The sequence below is a fragment of the Rhodococcus coprophilus NBRC 100603 genome, assembly GCF_001895045.1.
GTDB classification, from domain to species: domain Bacteria; phylum Actinomycetota; class Actinomycetes; order Mycobacteriales; family Mycobacteriaceae; genus Rhodococcus; species Rhodococcus coprophilus.
In genome coordinates this window covers 401737-418769 of sequence record NZ_BDAM01000005.1, presented here as the reverse complement: position 1 = coordinate 418769, position 17033 = coordinate 401737, and the positions used below count along the sequence as shown (strand labels likewise).

Sequence of the window (17033 nt, the reverse complement as noted above, 5' to 3'; positions counted from 1 at the left end):
TCCGTGGCAGCCCTCGTGTGGCGCAAATAAGTCGAACAGTGATGTCCAAGTTATGACCCTGCTACCGTAACTCGTACAACCGTGTATGGGAAGAGGAAGACCTATGCCGACACAGGCGCCCCGTGTCACCAAGCGTGCCGACGCGGTGCGCAACGTAGAGCGCATCCTCGACGCCGCCATCGACTGCCTTACAGAACGACCCACGGCGTCGATGGCCGACATCGCCAAACGAGCGAGCCTCGGCAGAGTCACCTTGTACGGCCACTTCGCGTCACGCGCCGAGTTACTCGAGGCGGTCGTCACGCGGGTGCTCGAACAGGGTGAACGGGCCCTCGGTGCCGTCGACCTGTCCGGCAATCCCCGCGACGCGTTGCGGCGCCTGATCGAAAACAGTTGGGTCCTGACGAGTCAGGCAGCGTCGATCATCGCCGCCGCCGAAGAGGAATTACCACCCGGAAGAATGCAGGAACTGCACGCCGACCCGGCTGCGCGCGTCGAAGCGCTCATCGAACGCGGACGAAGCGAAGGCGTGTTCCGGACGGATATGCCCACGTCCTGGCTCGTCACCGTGATCCACCAGATCCTGCACGGCGCAGCCACCGAGATCTCGACCGCGCGCCTCGATCCCCGCGACGCATCCGAACGCATCACGACGACGATCCTCGCAGTCCTGGACAATCCGATCGAGCGATGGCCGAATCGCTCAGGGGGTCAACGCGGATCCGGTCCCTCGACGAGCGGCAGCGACTCGTCGGCCGTCCAGGCGTTGAGCGACCCGTCGTAGACCGCTGCGTCCGACCTACCCGCTACGGCGAGAGCATGCGCGACCCCCGACGCGGCGATGCCGCCACCGCAGTAGGTCACCGGTCGCACGTCCGGGTCCAGCGCACCCGCCTGATCGAAGATCTCGCGCAGTTCGGCCCGCGGCCTGAGCCTGCCCGTGGACGGATCGACGAGGTCGTCGAAGGGGATGTTGATGCTGCCCGGGATGTGCCCGCGACGCGGATACGACGGGCTTTCACCCCGGTAGGTCGCCGCGTCGAGCGCGTTGATGATGAGCATGTGGGGATCGTCGATAGCGCTGAGAACGTCCTGCGTCGACGTCAGCAGTTCCGGACGACGATGCGCGGTGAACGTCGCGGCACGCGGAATCACCTGCTCTTCCGAGACCGGGTATCCAGCGGCACGCCACGCCGGAAATCCACCGTCGAGGACTGCCGCGTCGTCGAATCCCTCGAGCCGCAACTGCCACCACAACCGAGCCGCCCAGATGCCGCTCGACTGGTCGTAGACGACCACCCGACGTCCGTCCCCGATACCCACCGCACCTGCTGCGATTGCGAACCGATCCGACGACACAGCGGTAAACGGTTGCGGCGCTTGATGATCGGAAAAGTCGGTGAACAGATCCGCGTAGACCGCCCCCGGGATATGCGCCTCGGCGTACGTATCCAGACCAGGCTCGATGTGCACTGATCCGTCCGGCGGCATGCTCAGGTGGGTCGTGGCGTCGACGATGACGAGGTCTTCGTCGTCGAGGTGCTCGTACAACCACTCGCGACCGACGGACTGGGGTGTCGGGTCGCTCATCGGAGCCCTCCTTCTGTCGTCCCTCTTCATCGTCGGCCCCGGCACGCGAGGTTCGAACCACCAAATCGTACGTGTAGGTCCCTCTGCGGTCGCACGAAACGCAAGTCACCTGGGGCGCGCAGGACCTCATTCTCGGGTCGGCCCTGACGAACTGGCTCTTGCGAATAAGCCTGGTGGAACCTGTTCAAGAGTCGAAACACTGCCCCTGCGCAAGCAGTTTCGATCAGCGCGGTGGACGTCGTCTGATCGAATGACATCGATTGGGGCACTGTAGACTCCGTAGATATCGGACGTATTCTTCACTGGTGACAACGCACCGTGTGTCGAAGTTCGGCTATCCCATCGATCAGGGCCATCCTCATGCGAGATCGGGTCGCCCACTGCGCTGATCCGGTCGACGGTCGACGGGCCAGTGCTCGGCTTCTCGTCCTGGAGCAGACCCAGCGATCCGAAAGGCCGGACCCGAAGCAGAAGGACACCGGATCTCTCGATCTGTCGCAGTCACCCACCGCGTCACCACCTGCTGCAACCCGCCCGTTCCGGTCTCTGTTCTGTCTCGCAGGCCGTTGAACGAGCCCTCCGGCACTTCCCGCCACTACCACCCGCGCCGAGTCGAGAAAGGCACGGGCGCGGAGGCATCGATCCGCAAGCACACACCCCACAAGGAGTTTGGAATCCGTGAAGAAGTTGATCAGTACCCTCGTTGCCGCCGCCACGCTTGCCGCCGGTTCGGCAGTACTCACCGCACCGGCGGCACAGGCTGTGACCATCTCGGGCAGCGGGGTCGAGTATGTGTTCTGCAGTGCGAACCAGCACAACAACGAAATCAGCTACTACGACCGGTACGGCAAGGTCGAAAAGATCGTGAGCCTGCCCACCCCTGATGGAAACGCCTTTTGCGGAGTCATCGAGGTCAGCATCGAGCCGGATTCGTATGTCTGGTCTTCGATCAGCAACTACGACTCGCACTACGTCTATACCGCGATCTACTCGGTCTCCTACCCCTTGTTCTCGGGCAGCACGGGAGCTCCTCCGCAGTACACCCTGGTCGCGAGGGACGAGAGCCATGACAGTTACGGCGGATACAACTACGCGATTGCGGGATAGCGATCAGGATCGACCACTGGTCTGAACCGCACAACCGGATCGGTACGCCCTCGGACCAGATGGGGACGAGGGCAAGCCGGACCCGGGAATAGGCATCAGTTTTGGTCCCGCAGCGGGTAGGGATTCATTCGCACCTACACCACTGCAGGACAATTGATCGGTCCCTGCCGATCTCTCCTTTGTCTATCGACCAGCCCATTCGTAGCACCAGATTCCGCGACATCGTTTTCCCGACCCCAGGAGTCGGAAGGACGAAGACGCTCAGTGGCCGATTTCGGACGACGACCGCTTCGTGTAGTCGCCCGGAAGCAGTGCACTGCCCGGCAACAAGTACTCGTCGGCGTGGAGCAACGCGTTCCAACGTTCGAGGAACCCCGGCAGCGCCGCGTCGAGTACTGCGGAGTCGCAGAGACGCCCGCCGGGTCGAACGAGCGCCGCCAGCAATGCGGCCAGCGCGACACGCACGTCTCCTCCGGGGGCGACCGCGTCGTCCGTCCGGGCCAATCCGGGCGAGACGACAAGGCCCGTCTCTCCGTCGCGGGCGGTGATTCCGAGTTCCGCGAGAATCGGAAGGGCTTCCCCCGCAATCCCGTCCGTGCAGGACAGAACGCACTCGCCGGCGGCCCGGGTGGCGACCACCGCGTACAACGGAAGCACCTCAGCGGGCACCGAGCAGCGGAACTGCGGCAGTTCACCGGCCGTCGCACGGGTTGTCGCCGTCACCCCATCGGCCGACGCCACGACGTACGCGCCGGTCGAGGCGATGGCTGCGCGCAACCCGCGTGCGGTGCCGGGATCCAAGTTCAATGGTTCACGCACCATCACCGTGCCGCCGGTGACGACCCCCGCGAGGAGCAATGCGGTTGTCGACGCGAGGGAGTCATGACGAGAGACTGTCGTGCGGCCCCGCACGGGTATGGCCGCCCAAGGCAAGTCGATAATGGTCGTCACGATTGTTCCTCCCTGATGGTGGAGAGCGCCGGAACGTTGTTGTATCGCTCTTTCACGGTGTGGAGATGAACCCAGCTGTCCACGTCGAGAACGGACCGGAGTGCCCGCACCGTATCGAGCGAGGCCACGACGTCTTCGAGGCGGGTGGCATGGACGGTACCCAGTAGATCGAATCGCCCGATCGTGCTGGCCAGGAATCTGACGCCGGGGATCTCGGCGATGGTGGACGAAAGATCCGACATACGTCCGGTTGCCCGGATGCCGAACCCGACTGCGACTCCGGACTCGTGTTGTCCCGCGCCGACGAGCGCCCCGATACGCAATACTCCGTCGTCGATCAGGCGCTTGACCCGGAGGCGGGCGGTGCCCGGCGACGTCCCTGTCGCCTCGGCGAGTTCGGTGTACGACGCTCGTCCGTCGTCCTGCAGCACTCCCAGCAACCGGACGTCCAAATGGTCGAGCCTCGTGGCCGGCACTTTGTCCGGTCGGCCGATGTCGACGATGAGGTCCGAGTACACGAGGGTATTCGTCTCACGAACCCCGTCGATGCTGCGGATGCGTTCGAGCGATGAGGCGAGCCGAGCCGCGCCGGCGGTGCGAATTTCCGCGATCAGTGGGTATCCGCCGCTGGTCAGCGACACATAGGGGACGTCGTGCAGAGCTGCGATACGGGCTGCAACCTGCCGCACCGGTTGGTCGACGGCGATGGCGACGTGCCCGAGTGCGTCCAGCCCGATTGTCGAGGGATGCACGATTCCCACGACCCGCACCCGGCCACTCTCGAGCATGGCGTTGAGCCTCTTCGACACGGTGGGACGCGAGACCTCGAGCTTGGCTGCCAGTTCGTTGCGACCGATGCGGCCGTCGAGTCGCAACTCCTCGAGGATGCGTGCATCGAGGTCTTGCACAGCGAATGTTACGGGGCTGGTCATCGGATGTTTACAAACGAGATCCGATGCACTTCGGTTTTACGTTCCATCAGTCGATACCCCACTTTTCCCTCATCTAGTGACCAACATCTAGATTTCTGTTTCCTAAAACTCATTCTGTGACCTGTACTGCACAAATTTGGTCATGGACAGAACATATCGCATTTCCTAGATTTCATTCCAACCGAACGGGTACCGACGCCGACCCGTAGGCGTTGCTTTACATCCGCGCTTCGACAGGAGATTGATCAATGAGAAAACCAGGTCTGTTGGCAGCCGGAACCGGCATCGCCCTGCTTCTCGCGGCATGCGGAGGCGAATCCGCAGGGAGTGAGGCGAACGGGGCAGCCCCCGCCGGGCTGATGCGCGGCGGTGAGGTGACGTTCTGCACCGATCCCGAATACCCCCCGATGGAGTACTTCGCCGAAGGCGACACGAGCAACCCGATCGGCTTCACCTCCGACGGGGCAAAGGCCCTCGCCGACCTCTGGGAGGTCGACGTGAAGTGGCAGATCACCGCGTTCGACGGCTTGATGCCGGCGCTGCAGGCAGGCCGGTGCGACATCCTGTGGACCGCGCTCTATATGAGTCCCGAACGCCTCGAGGTCGCCGATGGTGCCCCGTTCCTCGAAACGGGACCGGGCCTTATCGTCCGTAGCGGTGACACCTCGATCACCACCACCGATGACCTTTCCGGCAAAACCGTTGCCGTTCAGGGTGGCGGCAGCAACGAGCTGACCGTCAAGGCGTTGTCGGACGAGTTCGAGGCTGCCGGCAAGCCGGGCATCACGATCCAGGCCTACCCCAAGACCGCCGAGACGGTGGCAGCGGTCACCAACGGCAAGGCCGACGCCCTGATCGAGACCGACGTCGCGGTGGTCGACATGGTCTCCAAGTCGAATGGTGCCCTCGTCGCGGTGGATGACGTGTTCCCGGTGGACACCACGTTCGGTGTCTTCACCAAGAAGGGCTCACCCCTGAGCGGGCCGGTCGCCGAGGGTCTCCGCACGCTGGACGAGAACGGAACACTGGCGAGCATCGCCGCCGACTACGGCCTCGATCCTTCCCGCATCACTACCGGGTGACGCCATGGCCTTCGACTGGAACATCTTCTTCACAGCCCTGACCTCGTCCGAGTTCTTCCGGGGCGCCTGGCTGTCGATAGCACTCGCGGCCGTATCGATGCTCTTCGCGACGGTGATCGGGTTCGGTGTCGCACTGCTGCGCATCAGCGACAACCGGCTCGCACGCACGGTCGGTGGAGCGTATGTGTGGTTCTTCCGCGCCATCCCGACACTGCTGGTGCTGTTGATCATCTGGAACGCCGGCCCTCAGTTGTTCCCCGCTCTGCGGGAGAACTGGTTCAGCCCGTTCATCGCCGCGTTCGTCGGATTCGCGGTGGTGGAAGCCGCCTACATGGCGGAGATCCTCCGATCAGCGCTTCTGAGCGTCGACGACGGCCAGCGGGTAGCAGCCCGGGCCATCGGACTTCCCCCGCACAAGGTCCTCCTGAAAGTCGTTCTTCCCCAAGCGATCAAGGTCGCACTGCCGCCTACCGGCAACGAATTCATCGCAATGCTCAAGTACACCTCGATCGCATCGGTGATTTCGCTCCGCGAACTGCTCACGACCGCCCAGGTCGGTGTGTCGACGACCTTCCGGTATGCCGAGTACTACAGCGCCGCACTGGTCTACTACCTCGTCATCGTCAGCGCCCTCATGGGTGTGCAGACCCTGATCGAACGCCGATACCGCTGGGTGTCGGCCGGAATCGACTCCGTGGCAGCAGGAACGAGCAAGAACACCGGCAAGAAGAAGGATGTCGGGACGAAGAAAGACGCGGTATCCACATGACCAGCATCCCTCTGCTCGAGACCGTCGGGCTGCGTAAGACGTACGGCAAGAACGAAATCCTCAAGGGCGTCGATTTCGCGATCGAACCCGGCCAGGTCAAAGCGGTGCTCGGTCCGTCCGGCTCCGGAAAGTCCACCATCCTCCGCCTGATGGCATTGCTCGAACCGGTCGACAGCGGTTCGATTCTGCTCCGCGGCAGAGAAATCGGTGTGGCTACCGGGCGCGACGGACGCTCCATCCCCTTGCCGGAGCGCAAGCTCGCACGCGAGCGCACCGACATCGGGATGGTGTTCCAGAAGTTCAACCTGTTCGCACACCTCGACGTGCTCCACAACGTCATCCTCGGCCTCACCGAGGTCCACGGCGTATCGAAGGCGGAAGCCGTGGACCGTGCCGAACGCATGCTCGAACGGGTCGGAATGTCCCAGCGCATGCGGCACTACCCGTCGGAGCTCTCGGGCGGGCAGCAACAACGCGTCGCGATCGCCCGGGCCCTGGTCCTCGATCCCTCGGTGATGCTGTTCGACGAACCCACATCGGCCCTCGATCCCGAGCTGGTCAACGAGGTGCTCACCGTCATGGAAGATCTTGCCGAGCAGGGCATGACGATGATCGTGGTCACCCACGAGACCCGCTTCGCGCGCAGAGTCGCCGACGAGGTCGCTTTGTTCGACAGCGGGGTCATCGTCGAGCAGGCACCGCCCGAGCAGTTCTTCACCGCACCCGAGCACGAACGCACCCGCGCCTTCCTGTCCCACATCCACTGATCCACGCCGAACGGAGCATCATGGCATCCCCGATCGCGGTCTACACGGATCTCGACGACCTCGACCCCTCGGAGGGCATCGCCCTGCTGGAGGCCGAAGGCTTCGAGGTACGCGTACTGGAAACCCGCGACCCCGACACCATCGTGGCGGCGGCGACGGATGCGTCCGCACTCCTCGTCGGTTACGCCCCGGTCCATGCCGACCTCATCGAGCGGCTGCCCGGTCTCGGAATCATCTCGATGCTCTCGCGCGGCTACGACTCCGTCGATGTCGACGCGGCCACCGCGCACGACGTGTGGGTGGCGACCGTAGGAGACATCGCCTCCACGGAGGTAGCGACCCACACCTGGGCACTGACGCTCGCCGCGGTACGCCGGCTCGACTTCTTCACACTGCACGGCCGTCGTGACTGGCTCGACCGGCCACGGTACGCACCGCGCCGGCTGTCCGACACCACCCTCGGGCTCGTCGGACTCGGTCGGATCGGCAGCGAGGTCGCCGCGCTCGCGGCCGGCTCGGTCGGATCGGTCCTCGGCGTCGACCGCGCCGGCCGGCAGGTGCCCGAGGGAGTGACAGCGTCGTCACTCGCCGACGTCGTCGCACAGTCCGACGTCGTCTCCATCCACCTGCCGCTCGACGAGTCCACCGAGAAACTGTTCGACGCCGACTTGATCGCTGCGATGAAACCGGGCTCGTGGCTGATCAACGTCTCCCGTGGCGGCATCGTCGACTCCGATGCCCTCGCCGACGCCCTCGACTCCGGTCACCTGGCCGGTGCCGCTCTCGACGTGCTCGATACCGAGCCACCCCTTCCCGGCGACCGCCTCGCCGAGCATCCCAACGTCCTGCTGACCCCGCACGTGGCGTACCTGTCGGACCGGACCGCACGCGAGTACGTCCGCATGCAGGCGGCCAACGTCGTCGAGTGGTACCGCACCGGGTGCCCGTCCCACGCAGTCACGAAGCCCACCACCCCGAACGAGGTGATCGCATGAGTATTCGGCTCGAGATGTTCCAGTCCCTGTGGGCGATGGAGGATCTGCCGTGGCGCGGTGCACCGTGGACCCTTGCGCAGCAACTCGATCAGCTCGTGGGCGAGAACTTCGACGGGGTCGCCGTCGATCTCGGCGCCCGGGGCAAACCCGACGCCGACGTTCTCGCTTCCCTGCTCCGCGATCGCCCGCTGCAGACCGCGGTGTTCGCCTTTCTCCGCGACGATTCCGATCTCGACGCCGCGCTCCGTTACGCGGAGACCATCGGTGCGGACCGGATGGTGGTGTGCGGGTGCGTCTTCGACCCCGACGATGCGAAGGTCGTCGAGACCGTGCACCGCTGGCACCGTCGGAGCAGCGCCGCGGGTGTCGCGATGCAGCTCGAAACCCACCGGAACACTCTCACCGACGACATGCGCCGCACGACGCGTCTGCTGCAGGACCTGGACGACGACGTCAACCTCGCGATCGACTTGTCACATTACGTGGCAGGCAGCGAGATCCCGGTGACGCCGACTCCCGAGATCGAGCAGCACCTCGAAGCGCTGTTCGCCCGCGCCGAATCCGTCCAGGGACGCATCGCCACCCGGTGCCAGGTGCAGATCCCGCTCGGGTTCCCGCAGCACCGCGAGTGGGAAGAGTTGTTCACCGGCTGGTGGACACGCGCATTCACCGCTGTCCTCGAGCGTCGCGCCCGAGAGGCGAGCGACGCGCCGGTCATGTTCTGCACCGAATTGGGCACCACTCCGTACGCCATTACCGACCGCGACGGCATCGAACTGTCCGACCGGTGGGCCGACACCCTGACTCTGCGCGACCGTGCCGTCGCCGCGTTCGCAGAGGCGACGGACCACACCACCACCATCACTTCTCGAGGAGCGTCACGATGAGCACCCTTCAGTTTCCGGTACCGGAACGGACCACCACATCGACCGGCAACATCGTGATCGACGGCCCGCTGCCCGCTATGCCCACCGGTCGCGCCCTCGTCCCGGCGCGCGCCTACACGGGCGCCGAGGAGTTCGCCCTCGAACAGGACCGGATCTTTTCGTCCGGATGGGTGTGGGCCGGTTACGAGCACTGGGTGGGTGAGGTCGGCTCGGTGCATCCTGTGACCATCGGCGGGAAACCACTCCTGCTCGTACACGGCGACGACGGACAGATCCGCGTGTTCCACAACTCCTGCCGCCACCGCGGCATGGCACTGACCGAGGATCCGATCGTCGTGCAGGGCCGCATCCAGTGCGCCTACCACTGCTGGTCGTTCAAGCTCGACGGAACACTCGCTGCCGCACCGTATTACACACGTGAGCGGCGGTCGAAGCTCGATCCGGAAACCGCCGAGCGTTTGAGCCTGCTGCTCGTCGCGAGCCACACCTGGGCCGGGATGATCTTCATCGATCTGTCCGCCACCGACACCGACCCACAAGCGTGCGCGGAGAGCTTTGCCGCGCACCTCGAGCCGCTGCTGAGCCGCTGGTCGCACATCGACTTCAGCCGGCTCCACCTTGCCGGGGAGAAGAAGTTCGACGTCGACGCCAACTGGAAGCTCATCGTCGAGAACTTCCTCGACTTCTACCACCTGCCGTTCGTCCATCCTCAGGTCGGTCCGGTCACCGTCTCCCTCGATGTCGACGACATAGCGCTGCACCCGGACATCATGGGCGGCAGCTATCCGCGCGGTGCAGCGGGCAAGGCCGAGAAGACGTCGAAGTCGCTGCCGTGGCTCGGCGACGTGCCCGCCGACCGGCTCGAACGGCAGGACATCTTCTGCCTCTTCCCCAATGCCCTGGTCTTCCTCGAGGCCGACTGGTTCCAGGTCATCGGCTATCACCCCGTCGCACCGAACCGCACCGTCGAGTACATGTCGATTTTCGTCGACTCGTCCGCCGCCGGAGACGACTACAGCGAGACCCGCGCCCAGTTGTGCGAGGTGCTGTGGGAGGTCAACGAACAGGACATGCCGATGCTGCACCGTCTGCAGATCGGCCGGAACTCCCCCGGCTCGGATTCGACGAACCTGGTGTCGCACTGGGACCAGGTCACGGCAGTGTTCCAGGATCGCGTCGCAACCAAGGCAGGCTACCGATGACCGCACTTCTCGAGTCCTCGATCGAACGCACGTCGCGCACTCGTACCGTCCGCGTCACCGGAATCGCTTGGGAGGCCGAGGGAATTCTGTCGGTCACTCTTGCCGATCCCACCGGTGAACCGATGCCGGAATGGGAACCCGGCGCCCACGTCGACCTCGAACTCTCCCCCGGCCTGACTCGCCAGTACTCACTGTGCGGCGACCCCTCCGACCTGCGGACCTGGACGGTCGCGGTGCGCGCCGCGACCGACTCACGCGGTGGCTCCGCCTACGTCCACTCGACACTGCGTCCCGGCGACCTGCTGCGGGCACAGGGCCCACGTCAGCACTTCCCGCTCGAGAATGCGTCTCGCTACATCTTCGTCGCCGGAGGTATCGGCATCACACCGCTCCTGCCGATGATCGAACTGACCGCGGCGCGTGGCGCGCACGTCTCGGTGCACTACGCATACTCGGGCGACGCGCCGGTCGCATTCGTCGAACGGCTGGCCGCGACGGGCGCTCCGGTTCACCTGTATCCGAGCGGCGATGCCGATCGTCTCGATCTGCCCACCCTGTTCTCCGGCGAGATCCCCGGCACGCTCGTGTACTCGTGCGGGCCCGAGCGCATGCTGACCGAACTCACCGAGTTGCTCCCGGCCGAGGTGCTGCGGACCGAATCCTTCGATCCCGCACCGGCACAACCTGCCGCCGCTCCTTCCGGTGACACGGCGTCGACGACGTGCTCGGTCCAACTCGGCGTCGACGGCGCCGTGGTGGAGGTCGCCGCCGACGAATCGGTCCTCGACGCTCTCCAACGCGCGGGTGCCGACGTCATGTGGTCGTGCCGTGAGGGAACGTGCGGAAGCTGCGAAGTCGGTGTCCTGTCCGGGGAGATCGAACACCGGGACAACATCCTCCTCGACGAGGAACGAGCAGAAGGAAAGTGCTTCTTCCCCTGCGTGTCCCGGCCGATATCGAAGGCGGTGCTGGACCTGTGACCGTTCTCGACATCGAATCCGCCGAGGAACAGCGGCTGCGCCGCGATCTCGCCGCCGTGTACCGGCTCGTCGCACACTTCGGAATGACCGACCTGATCTTCACGCACATTTCGTTGCGGCTGCCCGGACCGGAACCGCGCTTCCTCATCAACCCGTACGGGTTGCTCTTCGAGGAGATCACGGCGTCGAACCTGGTGGTCGTCGATCCTTCCGGACAACCCATCGGGGACACCGGAGCCGTGGTCAACCCGGCCGGCTTCGTCATCCACAGCGCAGTGCACACCGCACGACCCGACGCGCACTGTGTGATGCACACCCACACCAGGGCGGGCTGCGCGGTCGCGGCGACCACCGACGGTCTGCTTCCGGTCAACCAGATGTCGATGGAGTTCTACAACCGCGTCGGATACCACGACTACGAAGGCGTCGCGCTGAGCTTCGACGAACAGGCCCGCCTCGTCGCCGATCTCGGCGACCACCCCGTCATGATCCTCCGCAACCACGGGCTTCTCACTGTAGGAAGCACTGCAGCGCAAGCATTTCTGCGCATGTTCTACCTCAACCGGGCGTGCGAGATCCAGGTCACCGCCGCTGCGGCCGGACCACTGATCCTGCCCCCACCGAACGTGTGCGAACGCAGCGCACGTCAACTCACCGGCACGAACACCGGCGACGATTTCGCCGACCCGGGCGCCGACCTCGCGTGGGCCGCGCTGCTGCGCCTGGTCGACCGCATCGCACCCGGCTACGCCGACTGACACCTTCCAGCAAAGGACCTTCCACCATGAGCCCCATCGGACCCGTCGACGCCTCACAGGTTCCCCGCTACAACGGTCCCGGCACCTTCGCGCGCCTCCCCCGCCTCGACGAGGTCACCAGCACCGACGTCGCGATCGTCGGTGTCCCCTTCGACACCGGTGTGAGCTACCGGCCCGGCGCCCGACTAGGACCGGCACACGTCCGCGCGTCCTCGAAGCTGCTGCGCCCCTACAACCCGGCGCTGGACGTCTCACCGTTCAAGGAGATGCAGGTATCCGATGCCGGCGACATTGCGTGCAACCCGTTCAACATCGACGAGGCCGTCACCGACATCGAACGTGGCGCCGACGCTCTGACGGGTGACGGCACGCGCCTGCTCACCATCGGCGGTGACCACACCATCGCCCTTCCGCTGCTCCGCTCGGTCGCGCGTCGCCACGGCCCCGTCGCCGTCGTCCACTTCGACGCGCACCTCGATACGTGGGACACCTACTTCGGCGCCTCGATCACCCACGGCACGCCGTTCCGCCGGGCGTCCGAGGAGGGCCTGATCGACCGCGAGGCCAGCATGCACATCGGCACCCGCGGGCCGCTCTACAGCGACCAGGACCTGTCCGACGACAAGATGCTCGGCTTCGCCGCCGTCACCTCACCAGAGATCGAAATCGACGGTGTCGCTGCGGCGATCGAGCGGATGCTGGCTCGCATCGGCGACCGGCCGGTGTATGTGTCCGTCGACATCGACGTGCTCGACCCCGCCCACGCCCCGGGCACCGGCACCCCCGAAGCCGGCGGCATGACGAGCCGGGAATTGCTGCGTATGCTGCGCGCGTTTGCCGGAACGAATCTCGTCGGCGCCGACATCGTCGAGGTGTCCCCGTCCTACGACCACGCCGAGATCACGGGTATCGCGGCCGCGCACGTCGGCTACGAACTGCTCTCCGCCATGGCCCTGCCGAAGGCCTGACCTCTTCCTCACTTTGCTCCACCGAAAGGCCCGTCGATGTCCGAGATCGCATACCGCATCCCCCAGCAACGTCGCCTCGTCACCGACCTGCCCGGCCCACGGTCGGTCGAGCTGACCGAGCGTCGGCGCAATGCCGTCGGCGCCGGGGTCATGTCGTCCGTCCCCGTCTACACGGCGGACGCCGACGGCGGCATCATCATCGATGTCGACGGCAACTCGCTCGTCGACCTCGGCTCCGGAATCGCCGTCACCTCCGTCGGCGCCTCGGATCCCGCTGTGGTGAAGGCGATCCAGGAGCAGGCGGCGCACTTCACTCACACCTGCTTCATGGTCACCCCGTACGAGGGCTACATCGCTGTTGCGGAAAAGCTCGCCGAGCTCACCCCGGGCGACCACGCCAAACGCACGGTGCTGTTCAACAGCGGCGCCGAGGCCGTGGAGAATGCGGTGAAGATTGCCCGCGTCGCCACCGGACGCAAGACCGTCGTCGTCTTCGACCACGGCTACCACGGGCGTACCAACCTGACGATGGCGATGACCGCGAAGAACAAGCCGTACAAGGAGGGTTTCGGCCCGTTCGCGGCCGACGTCCACAGGGTGGCGGCGTCGTACCCGTTCCGCGACGACCTCAATCACGACGGCACTCCGATCTCCGGTCCTCAGGCGGCACAGCGCGCAATCATGCAGATCGACAAGCAGATCGGAACGCACAACGTCGCGGCGATCGTGATCGAACCGATCCAGGGCGAGGGCGGATTCATCGTTCCCGCCCGGGGCTTCCTGCCCGCGCTCGCCGACTGGGCCAAAGCGCACGGCATCGTTTTCGTCGCCGACGAGGTGCAGACCGGCCTCGCCCGCACCGGCCGGTGGTTCGCATGTGACGACGAGGGCGTCGTGCCCGACCTCGTGACCATCGCCAAGGGTGTCGCGGGTGGTATGCCACTCGCTGCGGTCACGGGCCGCGCCGATCTGATCGACGCCGTGCACGGTGGCGGACTCGGCGGCACCTACGGTGGCAACCCGGTCGCGTGCGCCGCCGCGCTCGCCACCATGGAACGAATGGAAGAACTCGATCTGTGTGGCCGCGCGCGGCACATCGAGCAGATCGCCACCGAACGTCTGCGCGCCCTCGCCGACGAGGTGGATGTGATCGGCGAGGTCCGTGGTCGCGGTGCGATGCTCGCAATCGAGCTGGTCCTTCCCGGCACCCGTGAGCCGAATCCCGAAGCTGCAGCGGCGATTGCCGCTCGGGCGCTCGCCGAGGGCGTCATCCTCCTCACGTGCGGCACGTACGGCAACGTCATCCGGTTGCTGCCGCCGCTGGTGATCTCCGACGACCTGCTCCTCGACGGGCTCGAGGTTCTCGGCGACGCCGTCCGCGCTGTCGCGGGTGCGCTCGTGGGAGCCCCGCAGTGACCGCGCTCGACATTCCGAACCGGCTGTGGCTCGGCGGCACTCTCACCACCTCATCCACGGGTGCCACGTTCCCCGTCGAGGATCCCGCGACCGGTGAGACGCTCGCCGAGGTCGCCGACGCGTCCCCCGCAGACAGTGCGCGGGCTCTCGATCTTGCCGACGAAGCGCAAGCCGCGTGGGCAGCAAAACCCCCTCGTGAGCGGGGTGAAATCCTCCGCACCGCATTCGAACTCGTGAAGAAACGTGCCGACGGCTTCGCCCGCACCATCACTCTCGAAATGGGCAAAACCCTCGCCGAGGCCCACGGCGAAGTGAACTACGGTGCCGAGTTCCTGCGGTGGAACGCCGAGGAAGCCGTACGCATCGGTGGGCGCACCACCACGCCACCCTCCGGCAACGGCCGAATCCTGGTCACCAAAGAACCCGTCGGGCCTGTCCTGGCGGTGACTCCGTGGAACTTCCCGTTGGCCATGGCAACTCGCAAGATCGGCCCCGCGCTCGCTGCGGGCTGCACAATCATCGTCAAACCCGCTGCCGAGACACCCTTGACGATGCTGATGCTCGGACAGGTCTTCGCCGACGCCGGACTCCCTGAAGGGGTGCTGTCGATCCTGCCGACTTCGGACGCTGCCGCGCTGACCGAATCTCTGATCACCGATCCGCGCCTGCGGAAGATCACCTTCACCGGCTCCACCGGCGTCGGCAAACTGCTGGTTCGCCAGTCAGCCGACCGCCTGCTGCGCACCTCCATGGAACTCGGCGGCAACGCACCGTTCCTCGTGTTCGACGACGCCGACATCGACGCCGCCGTCGACGGCGCCATGGCGGCGAAAATGCGGAACGGTGGCGAAGCGTGCACCGCCGCGAACCGCTTCTATGTAGCGAAAGAGGTCTCGGAGGACTTCACCGAAAGACTGGTCGCCCGGATGTCCGCACTGCGGATGGGCCACGGTCTCGACGACGGCACCGACCTCGGCCCCCTCATCACCGCTGTGCAGCGTGGCCGGGTACACGAGCTGGTCGTCGATGCGATCGCGCAAGGCGCGCGTCTCCTGGTCGGCGGCGTTGTCCCCGGCGGCCCCGGCACCTTCTACCCACCCACCGTTCTCGACCAGGTTCCCGCCGACGCCCGTGTGGTGCGCGAGGAGATCTTCGGCCCGGTCGTCGCCATCACCACCTTCGACACCGAGGCCGAAGCGATCACCGCTGCAAACGACACCGAATACGGCCTAGCCGCATATTTCTACACCCGCGATCTCGACCGCGCGATGCGCGTCGCGTCGGCGCTGAAGGCTGGGATGGTGGGCGTGAACCGAGGAGTCGTCTCCGACGTCGCCGCCCCGTTCGGCGGGGTGAAGGAGTCGGGGTTCGGTCGTGAGGGTGGCACGGAAGGGATCGAGGAGTATCTGGAGACCAAGTACGTCGCGCTGTAGCCGAATTCTCGCTCCCCTGATCCGGTCATCCCCGACGAGCGGGACATCCGCCCAACCGACTGTCATGTATTCCGGCGAACAACGCGCCGAGGCGAATTCGACAGCGGTAGCCTTGGTGCTATTCGACATCTTCGGATGCCGCTGAACAGCATCTGAACATTCTCGCGGGTGATCCGCTCGGAGGCCGACGTGCGTGGATTCGGTATCGATCTCGGAACAGCCAATACTGTCGTCGGCACTCCCGAAGACGGCATAGTCCTGAACGAACCGTCGCTGTTGATGGTTCGGACGAGGGAACCCCACAAAGCGCTCACGATCGGCCACGAGGCGAGCGACCTCGTCGACCGTATTCCCTCCGGAATAACGGCGATTCACCCGATACGTGACGGTGTCATCGTGGATCTCGGGACGGCTCGGACGTTCGTCAGTGCCGTTCTCGAGCGGGCCGCCCCCCGCCGCCGATTCGGTACACGGCCGACGGGTGTCGTCGCGGTTCCCGCCGGCGTGACCCCGCTCGAGCGTCGCGCGATGCTCGAAGTCGCACACGAGGCGGGTCTGCGGAAGGTCGGCCTGGTACCGGAACCGGTGGCCGGCGCCCTCGGCTGCGGTCTCAATCCGCTCGAGCCGTCCACCCATCTCGTCGTCGACATCGGCGGTGGCACTTCGGAAGTCACTGCGCTCTGTTACGGCGGTGTCCTGTCGCACCGCAGTTGCCGAATTGCGGGAAACGACCTGAACAGGGCGATACTCCGCTACCTGCGTGCGGAACACGAACTCGTCGTCGGCGAATTCACCGCGGAGCGGGCCAAGGTGGGAGCACCCGAGACCGCCGAGGAACAGCCGCTCGTGGTGGAGGGCCGTGACGCCGCGACCGGCCGGGTCCGGCTGGTCACTCTCGAAACCGAGGAGATCATGGATGCGGTGCGCCCCACCATGACGAGCATCGTGCAGACGCTGTCCGCGTGCCTCGACGACTTACCGGCGCGGGCCATCGGTGACGTAATGGCAGAAGGCATGCTGGCGATCGGCGGTGGATCGATGCTGCGGGGTCTGCCGCAACTGCTCGAAGAAGCCTTCGGCCTTCCCGTGAAGACAGCCGAGCGTCCTCTCACCTGCGTTGCGGAAGGCGCGACCGCCTGCATGGACCACCCCGAGGTGGTTGCCGCCTACAGCGCCTGATTCAGGGGTGTCGTCGG

At 65.6% G+C, this 17033-nt stretch carries 17 protein-coding genes; 14 read left to right on the top strand and 3 right to left on the bottom strand.

Features of this window, described 5'->3' with window-relative positions:
* Nucleotides 1-103 precede the first annotated feature (103 nt).
* Nucleotides 104-784: a TetR/AcrR family transcriptional regulator gene (locus RDCOP1_RS10545; RefSeq protein WP_072700134.1), complete on the top strand. Its 681-nt coding sequence runs from the start codon at nt 104-106 to the stop codon at nt 782-784.
* Here RDCOP1_RS10545 and RDCOP1_RS10540 read toward each other — a convergent pair.
* Entirely contained in the window at nt 712-1590 is an 879-nt protein-coding gene (locus tag RDCOP1_RS10540) for a sulfurtransferase (RefSeq protein WP_072700132.1), read from the bottom strand. The two genes, RDCOP1_RS10545 and RDCOP1_RS10540, sit on opposite strands and share 73 nt — an antisense overlap.
* A 678-nt stretch (nt 1591-2268) precedes the next feature.
* On the opposite strand from RDCOP1_RS10540, the gene RDCOP1_RS10535 reads away from it, so the two are divergent.
* Entirely contained in the window at nt 2269-2697 is a 429-nt protein-coding gene (locus tag RDCOP1_RS10535) for a hypothetical protein (protein WP_072700130.1), read from the top strand.
* 261 nt (nt 2698-2958) lie between these two features.
* Here RDCOP1_RS10535 and RDCOP1_RS10530 read toward each other — a convergent pair whose 3' ends face one another.
* Complete coding sequence (locus tag RDCOP1_RS10530) at nt 2959-3648, bottom strand: 3-phosphoshikimate 1-carboxyvinyltransferase (RefSeq protein WP_143152193.1); 690 nt, start codon at nt 3646-3648, stop codon at nt 2959-2961.
* On the bottom strand, nt 3645-4580 hold the full coding sequence (locus tag RDCOP1_RS10525) for an Lrp/AsnC family transcriptional regulator (protein WP_072700126.1): 936 nt from the start codon (nt 4578-4580) through the stop codon (nt 3645-3647). The genes RDCOP1_RS10530 and RDCOP1_RS10525 overlap by 4 nt, the downstream gene beginning before the upstream one ends.
* Nucleotides 4581-4828: 248 nt before the next feature.
* Between RDCOP1_RS10525 and RDCOP1_RS10520 the strand changes: the two genes are divergently transcribed.
* From RDCOP1_RS10520 to RDCOP1_RS10465, 12 genes are all read left to right on the top strand, one after another.
* A complete protein-coding gene (locus RDCOP1_RS10520; protein WP_084722549.1) occupies nt 4829-5662 on the top strand; it encodes a transporter substrate-binding domain-containing protein in 834 nt (277 codons plus the stop codon).
* 4 nt (nt 5663-5666) lie between these two features.
* A complete protein-coding gene (locus RDCOP1_RS10515) occupies nt 5667-6431 on the top strand; it encodes an amino acid ABC transporter permease (protein ID WP_084722548.1) in 765 nt (254 codons plus the stop codon).
* On the top strand, nt 6428-7198 hold the full coding sequence (locus tag RDCOP1_RS10510; RefSeq protein WP_072700122.1) for an amino acid ABC transporter ATP-binding protein: 771 nt from the start codon (nt 6428-6430) through the stop codon (nt 7196-7198). Before RDCOP1_RS10515 ends, RDCOP1_RS10510 begins: the two co-directional genes overlap by 4 nt.
* 20 nt (nt 7199-7218) lie before the next feature.
* Nucleotides 7219-8193, top strand: a complete 975-nt coding sequence (locus RDCOP1_RS10505) for a C-terminal binding protein (RefSeq protein WP_072700120.1) — start codon at nt 7219-7221, stop codon at nt 8191-8193.
* Nucleotides 8190-9080, top strand: a complete 891-nt coding sequence (locus tag RDCOP1_RS10500) for a sugar phosphate isomerase/epimerase family protein (RefSeq protein ID WP_072700118.1) — start codon at nt 8190-8192, stop codon at nt 9078-9080. The genes RDCOP1_RS10505 and RDCOP1_RS10500 overlap by 4 nt, the downstream gene beginning before the upstream one ends.
* Nucleotides 9077-10282, top strand: a complete 1206-nt coding sequence (locus RDCOP1_RS10495; protein WP_072700116.1) for an aromatic ring-hydroxylating oxygenase subunit alpha — start codon at nt 9077-9079, stop codon at nt 10280-10282. Before RDCOP1_RS10500 ends, RDCOP1_RS10495 begins: the two co-directional genes overlap by 4 nt.
* On the top strand, nt 10279-11262 hold the full coding sequence (locus RDCOP1_RS10490) for a PDR/VanB family oxidoreductase (protein WP_084722547.1): 984 nt from the start codon (nt 10279-10281) through the stop codon (nt 11260-11262). The genes RDCOP1_RS10495 and RDCOP1_RS10490 overlap by 4 nt, the downstream gene beginning before the upstream one ends.
* Complete coding sequence (locus tag RDCOP1_RS10485; protein WP_072700114.1) at nt 11259-12020, top strand: class II aldolase/adducin family protein; 762 nt, start codon at nt 11259-11261, stop codon at nt 12018-12020. The genes RDCOP1_RS10490 and RDCOP1_RS10485 overlap by 4 nt, the downstream gene beginning before the upstream one ends.
* Nucleotides 12021-12046: 26 nt before the next feature.
* Nucleotides 12047-12988: an agmatinase gene (gene speB / locus RDCOP1_RS10480; protein ID WP_072700113.1), complete on the top strand. Its 942-nt coding sequence runs from the start codon at nt 12047-12049 to the stop codon at nt 12986-12988.
* Between the two features lie 36 nt (nt 12989-13024).
* A complete protein-coding gene (gene gabT / locus RDCOP1_RS10475) occupies nt 13025-14404 on the top strand; it encodes a 4-aminobutyrate--2-oxoglutarate transaminase (protein ID WP_072700111.1) in 1380 nt (459 codons plus the stop codon).
* Nucleotides 14401-15837, top strand: a complete 1437-nt coding sequence (locus tag RDCOP1_RS10470; protein ID WP_072700109.1) for an NAD-dependent succinate-semialdehyde dehydrogenase — start codon at nt 14401-14403, stop codon at nt 15835-15837. The genes gabT and RDCOP1_RS10470 overlap by 4 nt, the downstream gene beginning before the upstream one ends.
* 189 nt (nt 15838-16026) lie before the next feature.
* Nucleotides 16027-17016, top strand: coding sequence for a rod shape-determining protein (locus RDCOP1_RS10465; protein WP_072700441.1), 990 nt, complete (start codon nt 16027-16029; stop codon nt 17014-17016).
* Nucleotides 17017-17033: the final 17 nt, after the last annotated feature.